Source organism: Clostridium sp. ZBS2 (assembly GCF_023845855.1).
GTDB lineage: Bacteria > Bacillota > Clostridia > Clostridiales > Clostridiaceae > Clostridium > Clostridium aquiflavi.
The window spans coordinates 18,721-33,715 of sequence record NZ_JAMQIF010000003.1 but is presented as its reverse complement, the minus strand read 5'-3'; the positions used below and the strand labels follow the sequence as shown (position 1 = coordinate 33,715).

The window sequence follows — 14,995 nt, the reverse complement described above, 5'->3', positions numbered from 1 at the left end:
TATTGTAAAATTTATCGTATACAAATGTCTATATTATAAAAGCTCGTAGATGATATCTTAATAAAAAATTAATAACTTAAAACCAAATTACAATAATTTCTTTAAATACTTACCAGTATATGATTTATCACATTTACTTATTTGTTCTGGAGTTCCTGTTTTTACAATAGTTCCTCCTTTATCTCCACCCTCTGGACCTAAATCTATTAGATAATCAGCACATTTTATCATATCTATATTATGTTCAATAACAACAACTGTATTACCCGCATCAACTAATCTTTGTAATATTTCTATAAGTCTGTTAACATCATCTATATGTAAACCAGTTGTTGGTTCATCTAGAATATATAATGTTTTTCCTGTGCTTCTTTTTGAAAGTTCTGATGCAAGTTTAATTCTTTGCGCTTCTCCACCTGATAATTGAGTAGATGGTTGACCTAATCTAATATATCCTAATCCAACATCATTTAATGTTTTTAATTTATTTTTTATTCTTGGTATATTTTCAAAGAACTCTAATGCTTCTTCTACAGTCATATTTAAAACGTCATCTATATTTTTACCTTTGTATTTTACCTCTAAAGTTTCTCTATTATATCTTTTTCCTTTACATACTTCACAAGGTACATAAACATCTGATAAAAATTGCATTTCAATTTTTATTATTCCATCACCAGAACAAGCTTCACATCTTCCACCTTTAACATTAAAACTAAATCTTCCTTGCTTATAACCTCTCATTTTAGCTTCATTAGTTTGAGAAAATAATTCTCTTATTACATCAAAAGTTCCTGTATAAGTTGCAGGATTTGATCTTGGAGTTCTCCCTATTGGGCTTTGATCTATATCTATGATTTTATCTATATTTTCATAACCTAATATCTCTTTGTGGTTTCCTATTGGATTTTTGCTTTTATTTATTAATCTGTTTAATCCTTTATATAAGATTTCATTAACAAATGTACTTTTTCCTGACCCTGAAACTCCAGTTACTATTGTTAAAGTTTCTAAAGGAATTGATGCAGTTATATTCTTTAAATTATTTTCCTTTGCACCTATTACCTTTATTTCTTTTCCATTTCCTTTTCTTCTTTCCTTAGGAATTTCAACATACTTTTCACCTCTTAAATATTGACCTGTTATTGATTCTTTACATGATTTAATTTCATCTACAGTTCCTACTGCAACGACTTCTCCACCATGTTCTCCTGCTCTTGGTCCAATATCAACAATACAATCAGCTTCTATTATTGTATCTTCATCATGTTCAACTACAATAACTGTATTTCCTACATCTCTTAAATTTTTCAAGGTACTTATAAGTCTATCATTGTCTCTTTGATGCAAACCGATACTTGGTTCATCTAATATATATAAAACGCCCATAAGTGATGATCCAATTTGTGTTGCTAATCTTATTCTTTGAGATTCTCCGCCTGATAAAGTACCAGCTTTTCTTGATAAATTTAAATAATCTAATCCTACATCAAGTAAAAACTGAAGTCTATTTCTAATTTCTTTTACGACTTGTTCACTTATTATCTTATTTTTAGGTGAAAATTCTAAACTATTTAAAAATTCCAACTCTTCATTTATTGGCATTGTAGTAAATTCATATATATTTTTTTCACCTACCTTAACAGATAAGGCTTCTTTCTTCAACCTTGCTCCCTTACATTTAGGACAATAACTATCACTCATGTATTGTTCTATTTCATTCTTTATGTAATCTGAGTTAGTCTCTCTATATCTTCTTTTTAAAGAATTTATCTCTCCATCATAAGAATAATTATAAGTAGCTTTTACACCTTCTTTTACATAATCAACTTTGATTCTCTTTCCATCTGTACCATACAATAATAAATTCAATTCTTCTTTACTTAAATCTTTTATTGGTACATTAAGTCGTAAATCATATTCTCTTTCTAATGCCTTTAATATAGCAAATGTCCACGATTCTTCTTTTAGTCTACCTGCACCCCAACTTGCTACTGCGCCATCCATAATACTTAACTCTTTATTAGGTATAACTAAATCTTCATCAAATTCAAATAAAGTTCCTAAACCATCACAACAATCACATTTTCCAAAAGGTGAGTTAAAAGAAAATAGTCTTGGTGCTAATTCATCTATACTAATACTACAATCTGGACAAGCAAAATTTTCACTAAATAATATATCCTCTTTACCAACTACATTAGCTATAACTAAACCATCAGCAAGCTTTAATGCCATTTCTATAGAATCAGTAATTCTTTTTTCAATATCTTCCTTTATTACTATTCTATCTATAATAGCTTCGATATTATGTTTTTTATTTTTATCTAGTTTAACCTCTTCTTCAGTTAAATCATACATTTCTCCATCAATTCTAGCTCTTATAAAACCATTCTTTTTAATATTTTCTAATATCTTTTCATGAGTTCCTTTTCTTCCACGAACTATTGGAGCTAAAATTTGAATTTTAGTTTTATCCCCATAAGATATTATTTTATCCACTATTTGATCCACAGATTGTTTAGAAATTTCCTTACCACACTTAGGACAATGCGGAATGCCTACTCTTGCATATAGTAATCTTAAATAGTCATATATTTCTGTTATAGTTCCAACAGTAGATCTTGGATTTTTACTTGTAGTTTTTTGATCTATTGATATAGCTGGAGATAATCCTTCTATATATTCAACATCTGGCTTATCCATCTGTCCTAAAAATTGCCTAGCATAAGAAGATAGTGATTCAACATACCTTCTTTGCCCTTCTGCATATAATGTATCAAAAGCTAAAGAGGATTTCCCAGAGCCTGATAATCCTGTAAATACTATTAATTTATCTCTTGGTATCTCTAAACTCACATTTTTTAAATTATTAACTTTTGCACCTTTAATTATTATCTTATCATTCATCTTATCCCTCTTTTCTTTTTAATTCTTCTATCTTATCTCTTAACTGTGCTGCTCTTTCAAATTGAAGATTTTTAGCTGCAAGCTTCATTTCGTCTGTATATTCTTTTATAAGTTTCTTTATTTCTTTCTTAGTTAAAGATTTTGTTTCTTCAACGCCATATTCTGTTGATTCTTCTGCTACTTTAGTAGCCTCTATTACATCTCTAACCTCTTTATTAATTGTTTGTGGTATTATTCCGTGCTCTTCATTATACTGTGTTTGTATTTTTCTTCTTCTTTCAGTTTCACTAATGGCCTTTTTCATTGATTTTGTAATATTGTCTGCATACATTATTACTTTACTTTCTGAGTTTCTAGCGGCTCTTCCTATTGTTTGAATTAAAGAAGTTTCAGATCTTAAAAATCCTTCTTTATCGGCATCTAAAATTGCAACTAGTGCAACTTCTGGTATATCTAATCCTTCTCTTAAAAGATTTATTCCAACTAAAACATCGTATTCACCAAGTCTTAAGTCTCTAATAATTTTCATTCTTTCAATAGTGTCAATATCTGAATGCATATAAGTGGCTTTTACACCTAGTTCAATCATATATTTAGTTAAATCTTCTGCCATTCTTTTAGTTAATGTTGTAATTAATATTCTATATCCTCTTGATATTGTTTCCTGAATTTCTGTATATAAATCATCAATTTGACCTTTTACTGGTTTTATAACAATTTCAGGATCTAACAATCCAGTTGGTCTTATAACTTGCTCCGCTATAGACTGTGAATGATCTAACTCATATTGTGCTGGTGTTGCACTAACAAACATGACTTGATTTATCTTTTTTTCAAATTCTTCAAACTTTAGTGGTCTATTATCATAAGCGCATGGTAATCTAAATCCATAATCAACTAACGTATTTTTTCTTGACCTATCTCCAGCATACATTGCTCTTACCTGAGGTAATGTAACATGACTTTCATCTATAAATAATAAAAAATCTTCTGGAAAATAATCTATTAATGTCTTTGGCGGTGTACCTGGTGCTCTTCCATCTAAAATTCTAGAATAATTTTCTATTCCGCTACAATAACCCATTTCTCTTATCATTTCTATATCAAAGTTTGTTCTTTGTCTTAATCTTTGAGCTTCTAATAACTTTTCTTGTGAATTCAATTCTCTAAGTCTATTTTCTAATTCATTCTCTATTTCACCTAATGATCTCTCTACAGTTTCTTTTGAAGTTGCAAAGTGAGATGCTGGGAAAATCGAAACATGATTTCTTTCCCCTATTATTGTTCCCGTTAACACATCAAATTCTCTTATCCTATCAATTTCATCACCAAAAAATTCTATTCTTATACCTTTACTAGAAGTTGATGATGGAATGATATCCAATAAGTCTCCTCTTACTCTAAATGTTCCTCTTGAAAAATCTATATCATTTCTTTCATATTGAATCTCTATGAGTTTTTTTATTATCTCATCTCTTTCTTTTTGCATTCCTTTTCTTAAACTTATAGTTAATTTTTTATATTCATCAGGATTACCAAGTCCATATATACAAGAAACTGATGCCACTATAATTACATCTCTTCTTTCAAAAAGTGCTGATGTAGCTGAATGCCTAAGCTTATCTATCTCATCATTTATAGATGCATCTTTTTCAATGAAAGTATCAGTTTGTGGTACATATGCTTCTGGTTGATAGTAGTCATAATAAGATACAAAGTACTCAACTATGTTTTCTGGAAAAAACTCTTTAAATTCAGAACATAATTGAGCTGCAAGAGTCTTATTATGAGCCAAAATTAGAGTTGGTCTTTGTAAATTTTCTATTATATTAGCCATAGTAAATGTCTTACCAGATCCAGTTACTCCTAATAAAGTTTGAAACTCATTACCTTGCTTTATTGACTTTAATATAGTATCAATAGCTTGTGGCTGATCCCCCATAGGTTTAAATTTTGAATGTATTTTAAATTCTCCCATAATTAACACCTCTTTTTTGCGAACAAACATTCGTATGCATTTTATTATATTTTACTTTTCATTATAACCTAAGTCAACATAAACTCATTCAATAATTCATCAACAAAGTTAATTCTCTACTTCTAATACTTGATTTTTAATTCTAAATTAAAGTATTCTAAATTATTAGTTTTTTCAATTTTCAAAGATTTTATAAATTATTAGGCTATGTTTTAAATATGTGTTGATATATGCAATAGGTAAAGTGGTATATATCAACACACTGCTAAAATACAGCCAATTATTAAAGAAAAAAGCCAGTAAATTCAATAAGAATTACTGACTTTATATTATATAGTTGCTATTTTACATTAATGTTGATATTTTAATATAATTGCGATCTGACATTGGAATTACACTAAAATATCAACTGTTTTTCAACTTATAAAATAAAACTACTAGTGTTTTTCTTTTACATTTTTTAATATCTTAGAAAACTTATTTTCTTTTATACATATTTTATCTTTCTCTTTTATTGTTCTTGGAACTAAGAGCATACCAAGTCTCTTACCTTTACTAGTTTTAACTGGTATTTCTTTTATTATTCCACTTAAGTCTTTAATTTTAAAAGTAACATTGTAAAAATTTTCTTTTAAAATAATAAGTACATCTGCTTCAGAATTTACAACACTATTATTCACTGAGATTAACTTATTTCCTGGCTTTATTCCTAAATTATATGCTATACCTCTAGGAACAACCTCCAATACAACTAGTCCTTCTTCATCGCTAATGAATTTAGGCTTTTGTTTATTTTCGTTATCTCTTTGGATTTTTAACATCACTTCATGTGCAAGTGGAGCAAATATTATTGCTACTATTTCAAAACCAAGTCCAAATCTTGCAATTTGAGCTATTAAAGTTAAACATATTCCATAAAATAATATAGAAAGTCCTGAGTGAACAGCTTTTTCTTTTTTACTTTTTGTAAATGTAATTGATGAATAACCTATTACAGCATAAAATGGCATTATTGATATTGTGCTTAATGCTAATAATTTATTTGTTAAATTTCCACTTATAAATGGCCATCCTTTAGGTGTTGATATAGTTGTTGTTATGTAATTGCTTGTATCATTATTAGACAACGCTAATATTAATATTGCTATAGATAAAACCCAATATCTATTAAGAGAAAATCCACCTATTATCTTTCCATTTTTGTTACTAAAAATAGGAATAGAACCTCTATCTCCATCTATCATTACTAAAAAACCTTCAACAATATGTAATACACCTATAAATGTCATAAGATATATTATATCAATATTGAAAATTGTAGTACTCTTTAATGACGGAAATACATTTGATAATAGACTAATTGTTATACTTATAATTCCTAATATAGCTCCAGAATAAGAAAAACATATAAATCTTGGTTTTACAAACATTAAAATTATTGAAATCATAAATAAATATATTATACCTGAGTTTTCCCAAAATCTTATTCCTAATATGCTAAGTATAACACTGCCTATTGCACCTGCTATTATTCCTAATACAATTTGTGATAAAGTTAGTTCTAGAGGAGTGTTTATATTGTCCCCTAGAATTAATCTTTGCATCATAACCAAATTTCTATTTTTAAAATATAATATTATCCCTAAAAAGATTAGTACAATCATTAATCCTGGATTTACTATTGCACCAGCGACCCCTCTTAATGTATAAAATGTTAATTCCATATTAATCCCCCTAATTAAGCTTCTCAGTTATAAGCTGTAAAGCTTTATTAAATTGTGGATCTATATCTCTAGAATATTTTTCTTTAAATAAATCTTTAGGTATCTCCACATCATAATCAGGCGCTATGCCTTTTTTATGAATATTTTCTCCATTAGGGGTATAATATTTTGAAACTGTTACTTTAAGTCCACCTATATCATTTGAAAATCTAATAGGTTGTTGAACTATTCCTTTTCCAAATGTAGTTGTTCCAACAATTGTTGCTACTTTATAATCTCTTAACGCTCCTGTAACAACCTCTGAAGCACTAGCACTTCCTCCATCAACAAGTAATACTAATGGAAATCCTTCTGCTATTCCTCCAATAGATGGTGATTCAGCTTTATTATTATATTTATCAATAGTATATGTTATTATTTTTCCCTCTGGTATAAATTGAGATGCTACTCCAACAGCTTGTGAAAGCAATCCACCTGGATTTCCTCTTAAGTCCAATATTAAACCTTTCATCCCAGAATTCTTTAATTCATTTATCTTGTTTTTAAAATCGTCAGTAATATTTTCATCCATGAAAGATGTTAATTGTATATAACCAATAGATGAATCAATCATTTCTCCTTTTATTGATTCAACTTTTATAACATCCCTTGTTACATTTACATCAAATGGACTATTTTGACCTCTAGCAATAGTTAATTTTACTTCTGCTTTTTCTTTTCCACTAATCATAGATATTGCTTTATCAAGATCTGTTCCATCTAATTCAACATCATTTACTTTTTGTATTACATCACCAGATTGTAATCCTGCTGAAGCTGCTGGTGAGCCTTCAATAGGAGATATTATTGTTATTTGATCATTCTTTACCCCAACTTGAACTCCTATCCCCATAAAACTACCAGTAGTTTGTTCCATAAACTTACTAAACTCTTCTTTATTCATAAATACTGTATATGGATCTTCTAACGATGCTGTCATACCTTTAATAGCACCCTCTAGCAATGTATTATCATCTATCTCACCATCAAATTTTGATATTAAAGCTTCCCTTACTTGAAATAGCGCTGAATATTTATCTACATCTTTCATTTGTTTTAATTCACTTGAAACCTTTTGTGAAGCTGTAGTTAATAATATACCTTTAGTTGCTAAATAATTTCCTACAAATATGCATCCAGTTCCAATCACTAGTAACATAGCAGTACTTATGATTATTCGCCACGCCTTACTTATTCTAGACTTTTCTTCGTCTCTTCTTAAATCACTCACAGTTCTAGACTTCCTTTCGTATTCTGTGTTATAAAAATATTTCTAATATTTATATGTATTTTGTTTTTTTATTCTTAAAGGTTGTTAAATTTTAATTTTAACTACTATCTAAAACTTAGAAATCGTTATCCAACAATGTACAACCACAATATATTAAATCAATACCTATTTAATTATTTATATAGTTATTTGGGCTTATAGATATAATATAAAACATTTAAAAAAAATAATAAACCATTACTCTTTAATTATTTTACTTATTTATATTATTAGAATAAACAAAGTATTAATACTCTATTTATTCTAATAATTAAAAATATTTAAAGAATATTTGGTCCATTATTTTTATTTATAAGTTAATTTTATTCTTATTTATAAGAAATTATACTATTAAGAATTTTCTTAAAGCTGATGCACTAGCTATTCCACCAACTAAAATTCCACCAATTACAAATTCCAATAACATTACTTTTAAAACATATATAGGAGGAACAAGAGCGACAAACATCATCATTGATGCTATCCAACTAAACACTCCCTTATAAGCAAAGAATAACACTATACATGATAATGTAGAACCTAAAACTCCAATTACCATACCTTCTATTATAAAAGGCCATCTTATAAACCAATCAGTGGCTCCTACAAATTTCATTATTCCAACTTCTCTTCTTCTTGAATAAACTGTTAATTTAGTTGTATTCATTATTAAGAAAATAGATACTCCAACTAGAACTATAAATAATGCTCCACCAACTACATTTATACCTTTTACCAATTTTACAATTCCGTCAACAACCTTTTTTTGATTATCTATCTTTTCAATTCCTGTAAATCCATCTAAAGCTTGGCTTATATTTTCCGCATCTTCTGGTGATTCTAATTTTACGGTAAATGATGCTGGAAATGGATTATGTTCTAAAGTATATCCTTGTAATAATCCTTCATTTTCACTTGTTGTTTTTTGAACTTTCTTATATGCTTCTTCTTTTGATTGATATATAACATCTTTTACGCCATCTACTTCTCTTAATTTTAATTCTATTTCTCTTTGATCAATAAGTTTTATATCATCTTTAAGAAATATTTCAAGATCAACTTTATCTTTAACGCTACTAATAGCTTGGTTTACATTACCTGCTAATAATATAAATATTCCTAAAACAAAGAAAGTTATAAGTACTGTAAGTATTGAGGCAAAACTTATAGTTCTATTTCTTTTTAAACTAGTAAATGCATCTTTTATAAAATATGTAATTGTATTAATTCTCATCTTCGTACTTACCTCTCTTTTCGTCTCTTACTATTTCTCCTCTATCAATTGCTATAACTCTCTTTTTCATATAATCAACTATATCCTTTGCATGTGTTGCCATTAAGACAGTTGTTCCTGATTTATTTATATCATCTAATAATTCCATTATTTCTCTAGCTGTTTCTGGATCTAAGTTACCTGTTGGTTCGTCAGCTATTAAAACAGATGGATTATTTACTAATGCTCTTGCAAGTGAAACTCTTTGTTGCTCTCCACCAGATAATTCATTAGGAAACATTTTATATTTATGAGATAAACCTACTAATGATAATACCATAGGTACTCTTCTTCTTATTTCTCTTGGTGATGCTTCTACTACTCTCATAGCAAATGCAACATTTTCATATACATTTAAATTAGGTATAAGTCTAAAATCTTGAAACACCATACCTATTTTTCTTCTATAATAAGGTATTTGCTTTCTAGTTATAGCTGATAAATCCTTATTTCCTATTGTTATTTTCCCATTAGTTGGTTCTACTTCTTTTAATATCATCTTAATAAATGTTGACTTTCCTGATCCACTTGGTCCTACCAAGAAAACGAATTCGCCTGAATTTATTTCTATATTTACATCACTTAACGCTTTTACATTATTATCATAAATTTTCGATATATTTTTAAACTCAATCATATTAACTCTCCTTTGGATGAAATTATACAATTTCTCTGTAAAACTTACAAAATAATTATATCATAGAAGAGTTTTTAATGTTATACAAATTTCTTAAATATAAAAATTCTATTATATTTAATCCATTTGTATATCTTTAAAGCCTTCTCCCAAGACTTCATGCACTTCTCCAACTGCTATAAATGCCTTTGAATCTGTCTCCTGTATAAATCTTTTTAATTTTATAAACTGATTTCTACTTAATACAGCATACAAAACTGTTGAATTATCTCCAGTAAAACCGCCTATTCCTTTTAAAAAAGTACAGCCTCTACCTAATACATCCATTATATATTTGCTAATTTCATCATTTTTTTGACTAATAATTATTACTTGTTTACATATATTGAATCCTTCTATAAAGTTATCTACAAGAATTCCTAATATTATTACACTAAGCATTGAATATAGACCTATATCTATTCCAAATACTAAAGCTGCTGCAAACGTAATAATAAAATCTACTATAAGCAATGACTTTCCTATATCTAAATTTAAAAATTTATTTAACATTTTAGCTAATATATCAGTTCCTCCAGTAGATGAGTTTTGATTAAAAACTAATGCCATACCGAAAGCTGCTATTATTGTTCCAAATATTGTTGCTATTATAAGATCGTTTGTTATAGCAACTGGACTAAAGAATTTCTCTACAATCCACATTATTATTGATAATCCTAAACTTGCATATATTGTTTTAACCCCAAAATCACCATTTATAAATATAAATGACAAAACTAATAATATAGTATTTAATATAAAAGTTATTCCTCCAACTGAAATATTAGGTGCAAATTCATTTATTATAATACCTATTCCAGTTATTCCACCACCAGCAAGTTTATTAGGTATAAAAAAATACTCATTTCCTAATGCAACTAGTATTATACCTATTGTCATTATTCCATATTCTCTTATTAAACTTCTCATAATCATTCCCCCTATTTATAAATATATATCTATATTTCCACTATTGCCTTTTATTATTCAAAGTATGTAATAACTCCTCTATATTTTCCCATTATTTTTTTACAATATCAATATTCTTTTTGCTAAATAAATTTCTACTTTACTATTTTAAATCTAATTTTACTATATCTAAAATTTTATACTTATTATTAAACATTTTTAGCCTAAAAAATCACATAATTTACTTATATCAAAGAAATAAAAATAAGGTAGCAATAAATAAAAATATTGCTACCTTAATAATTAAAATTAATTATCTCTTAATTGATACTGCTTTTTTAACTTTTTCAACTATTTTCTCAGTTGTTAATCCATATGCTTTTAATAATTGTTCTGGCTTTCCACTTTCACCAAATGTATCTTCAATTCCAACTTTTAATACTGGAACTGGCATTTCTTCACATAATACTTCTGATACAGCAGAACCTAATCCACCAATTATGCTATGTTCTTCAGCAGTAACAATAGCACCTGTTTCTTTTGCTGCTTTTATTAATAATTCTGAATCTATAGGTTTTATAGTATGAATATTAATAACTCTTGCATCTATTCCATCTTTAGCTAATTCTTCTTTAGCTTCTAATGCTAATTTAACCATTATTCCTGTTGCTACTATAGTAACATCATTTCCATTTGCTAATGTTACACCTTTTCCTATTTCAAACTTATAGTCAGCATTGTCATTTACATTTTCAACTGCTAATCTACCAAGTCTTACATAACAAGGTCCCTTATATTCTGATACAGCTAAAATAGCTGCTTCAGTTTCAATTGCATCTGCTGGATTTATTACTGTCATATTAGGGATACTTCTCATTAATGAAATATCTTCAACTGATTGATGAGATGCTCCATCTTCTCCTACTGTTAATCCTGCATGTGTTGCACAAACTTTAACATTAAGTTTTGGATAACAAATTGAATTTCTAATTTGTTCAAATGCTCTACCTGCTGCAAACATTGCAAATGTACTAACAAATGGAACTTTTCCACAAGTTGAAAGACCTGATGCAACTCCCATCATATTAGCTTCTGCTATTCCCATATTTATAAATCTTTCTGGTGCAGCTGCTTTAAAATCTGCTGTTTTAGTTGACTTTGATAAATCTGCATCTAATACTACAACATCTTTATTCATGTTTGAAAGTTTTACTAATGCTTTACCATAAGCTTCTCTAGTTGCTATTTTATTACCCATTAGTTTTCCCCTCCAATTTCTTTTAATGCTTGATCACGTTGTTCTACGCTTGGTGCTGCTCCATGCCATCCTGCTTGGTTTTCCATGAATGAAACACCCTTACCTTTTACTGTTTTACATACTATAACTGTTGGTTGTCCTTTTGTGTTTTTAGCTTTTTCGATTGCAGCTAAAATTTGATCATAATCATGACCATCTATTATTAAAGTATTCCATCCAAAAGCTTCAAATTTCTTATCAATTGGAGCTGGATTCATTACATCTGAAATATTTCCATCTATTTGTAGTCCATTATAATCTACAAATGCAGTTAAATTATCTAATTTATAGTGAGCTGCTGACATTGATGCTTCCCAAACTTGACCTTCTTCAAGTTCTCCATCACCTAATATAGTGTAAACTCTATAATTTTTATTATCTAATTTACCTGCTAATGCCATTCCAACAGCTGCTGAAATTCCTTGTCCTAATGAACCTGTTGACATATCAATTCCTGGTAAATCATTCATATTAGGATGTCCTTGTAATCTAGATCCTATCTTTCTTAAAGTATTTAATTCTTCTACATCAAAATAACCTTTTCTTGCTAATGCACTATATAAAGCTGGTGCAGCATGTCCTTTTGATAATACAAATCTATCTCTATCAGGATTCTTAGGATTTTTAGGATCTATGTTCATTTCATTAAAAAATAATACACTCATTATATCCGCTATTGATAAAGATCCACCCGGATGTCCTGATGCTGATTCAGTAAGCATAGTTACTATATCTTTTCTTATAAGCTTTGATATTTCTTGAAGCTTTTCTTTGTTATTATTCATACTATAATCCTCCTATGATTAAATTCCTCACCTAGAACATATTCTTTTCATTTTTCAACAGTTTTATTCTATCATGATTTATTATATTTGTATATATTAATAATTATATTGTATACGTTATTTTCTTATATTGTATACACTATTTATTAATATGCTATACTTTTTCCACTTCGATAACCCATAATAATTAATATATGCCATGAAATTTGTTTTTCATGGCATATACAACTTAAGGATTATCTTAAAAACAATATTTAAATTTGAAATTTTTTTATTGGCTCTGTTTTAAATATGTGTTGATATATACAGTAGGTAAAGTTCAATTACTCTATCCACTTTGCATATGCAGATATCAACACCCTACCTTAAAATATAATTTATGTATTTTAGATAATCGATTTATTATATAATGAGTTAAATGGTTATTAATTTAAATAGTGTTTAAAAATTTTATTAATTAGAATATACCTAAAGCTCCTAAAATAGCACCAGCACCTATAAGTATTCCCATTATTTTAATTGGAGAAACTCCTTTTTTAACCATTTGTAATACTATTAATGTCAAAGCAAACGGTATTAATCCTGGCATTAATTTATCTAAAAGATCTGTTTGTAAACTGAAATCAACTTCTCCCATATTAAAACTTATATTAGTTTTTAAATCAACAAATCTACCAACAAGACCACCCATTACAAGAGTACCAAGTACAGATGCAGTTTCAATTACTTTATTTATTTTTCCACCTTGTAATATTTGTTCCACAGCTTTTTTACCAAGGTTGTACCCACTCATCCATAAGCTAAATGATATACCACCCATTATAGCAAATTGTGATATTAAAAATATTATTGGTCCAGCAATATTTCCTGTATTAGTAATACCTATACATATTGCAAGCAAAATAGGTGTAATAATCCCTTGTGTTAATGTATCACCAACGCCTGCTAAAGGTCCCATCAATCCTGTTTTTATAGCATTAAATCCTTCATCACTTATTGGCTTACCATTAGATTTTTCTTCTTCCATAGCTATAGTTATACCATGAATTACAGATCCACAAATAGGTTCAGTATTAAAAAATGCTAAATGTCTTTGTACTGCTGATTTTCTATCCTCTTTATCTTTATATAACTTCTTTACTATTGGTAACATTGAATGTGCAAAGGATGTAGCTTGCATTCTTTCATAGTTATAATTTGATTGTGCAAACATAAACCATCTAATCCAAGATTTTATTACATCTCTTTTAGTTAAAGTTTTAATTTCATCATTTTCAACCGGCTTATTTGTAGGCATAACATTTAATTCTGACATATATAGTTCCTCCTCTCAAATTCCTTTTATGCATTAGAAGTAGAATTACTATTCTTTATAGCAGTTACAGTTAATGCGATTACCATTCCTATTATTGATATAATAACTATATCAAGCTTAAAGCAAACTGACATTATGATTCCTAATACAAAGAATGGCATTGTAAATGAGTTTCCTATTAATTTTAAGTTCATTGCAATACCTAATGCTGGTAACATTGCACCTATTACATTAAATACATGTAATACATTAGGACTTAGAACTTCTAATAGTCCTGATACTGCATTAGGTCCATAATATACAACTAATGCTGCAGGTATGAAGCTTAGTAAAAAAAGTGCTATTTGTGGCGGTATTACATTTATAAATCCGACGGCATCAATATTTCCTTTTTCAACTTCTTTATCTGCCCAGTGAACAAAGAATGAGTTGATTGTCATTTTTCCTATCCATAGAATTGTTGCAATAGTGCCAAGAGGAACTGCTATTGCCATTGCAGTTTCAATATCTAAATCTGAAATTATTGCAAGTGCAGTACCAACATATCCAGCAAAAGCAGGATCTCCCATTTGAGCTCCTCCTGCTGATATAAATCCTAAATAAATAACATTTATACCAGCTCCTATTAATGCACCTTCTAAAGGATGTCCTAATATTATTCCTGTTATAAATCCAGCTACTAAAGGTCTGTTAAATGTAAAGAATCCTGCATAAGTAAACCAAGGACTCCATGATATATAATAGAAAAATCCTATTAATACAGCTTGTAAAATTGTAACATTCATACTGATCCCTCCTATGTATAGTTAAAGTTTATTT

11 protein-coding genes are annotated in these 14,995 nt (G+C 28.3%); all 11 read right to left on the bottom strand.

Going from position 1 to position 14,995, the window contains the following annotated elements; genetic code table 11:
• Positions 1–87 precede the first annotated feature (87 nt).
• On the bottom strand, positions 88–2,910 hold the full coding sequence (gene uvrA / locus NG918_RS00675) for an excinuclease ABC subunit UvrA (RefSeq protein WP_252223986.1): 2,823 nt from the start codon (positions 2,908–2,910) through the stop codon (positions 88–90).
• Between the two features lies 1 nt (position 2,911).
• The gene (uvrB, locus tag NG918_RS00670; RefSeq protein ID WP_252223984.1) at positions 2,912–4,888 is read right to left on the bottom strand and encodes an excinuclease ABC subunit UvrB; all 1,977 of its coding nucleotides are present in this window, start codon (positions 4,886–4,888) and stop codon (positions 2,912–2,914) included.
• A 437-nt stretch (positions 4,889–5,325) separates the two neighbouring features.
• Positions 5,326–6,612 (bottom strand): PDZ domain-containing protein, encoded by a 1,287-nt coding sequence (locus tag NG918_RS00665; RefSeq protein WP_252223981.1) that lies wholly within the window; start codon positions 6,610–6,612, stop codon positions 5,326–5,328.
• Between the two features lie 10 nt (positions 6,613–6,622).
• The gene (locus tag NG918_RS00660; RefSeq protein ID WP_252223979.1) at positions 6,623–7,882 is read right to left on the bottom strand and encodes a S41 family peptidase; all 1,260 of its coding nucleotides are present in this window, start codon (positions 7,880–7,882) and stop codon (positions 6,623–6,625) included.
• A 382-nt stretch (positions 7,883–8,264) separates the two neighbouring features.
• Positions 8,265–9,155, bottom strand: a complete 891-nt coding sequence (gene ftsX / locus NG918_RS00655) for a permease-like cell division protein FtsX (RefSeq protein WP_252211627.1) — start codon at positions 9,153–9,155, stop codon at positions 8,265–8,267.
• Positions 9,145–9,831, bottom strand: coding sequence for a cell division ATP-binding protein FtsE (gene ftsE / locus NG918_RS00650; protein ID WP_252211626.1), 687 nt, complete (start codon positions 9,829–9,831; stop codon positions 9,145–9,147). The genes ftsX and ftsE overlap by 11 nt, the downstream gene beginning before the upstream one ends.
• A gap of 117 nt (positions 9,832–9,948) precedes the next feature.
• Positions 9,949–10,800, bottom strand: coding sequence for a YitT family protein (locus NG918_RS00645; protein ID WP_252211625.1), 852 nt, complete (start codon positions 10,798–10,800; stop codon positions 9,949–9,951).
• Between the two features lie 292 nt (positions 10,801–11,092).
• Positions 11,093–12,037: a transketolase family protein gene (locus tag NG918_RS00640; protein WP_252211624.1), complete on the bottom strand. Its 945-nt coding sequence runs from the start codon at positions 12,035–12,037 to the stop codon at positions 11,093–11,095.
• Complete coding sequence (locus NG918_RS00635; RefSeq protein WP_252211623.1) at positions 12,037–12,861, bottom strand: transketolase; 825 nt, start codon at positions 12,859–12,861, stop codon at positions 12,037–12,039. The genes NG918_RS00640 and NG918_RS00635 overlap by 1 nt, the downstream gene beginning before the upstream one ends.
• 457 nt (positions 12,862–13,318) lie before the next feature.
• Positions 13,319–14,176 (bottom strand): PTS system mannose/fructose/sorbose family transporter subunit IID, encoded by an 858-nt coding sequence (locus NG918_RS00630; protein WP_252211622.1) that lies wholly within the window; start codon positions 14,174–14,176, stop codon positions 13,319–13,321.
• 26 nt (positions 14,177–14,202) lie between these two features.
• Positions 14,203–14,961 (bottom strand): PTS mannose/fructose/sorbose/N-acetylgalactosamine transporter subunit IIC, encoded by a 759-nt coding sequence (locus tag NG918_RS00625; protein WP_252211621.1) that lies wholly within the window; start codon positions 14,959–14,961, stop codon positions 14,203–14,205.
• Positions 14,962–14,995 lie beyond the last annotated feature (34 nt).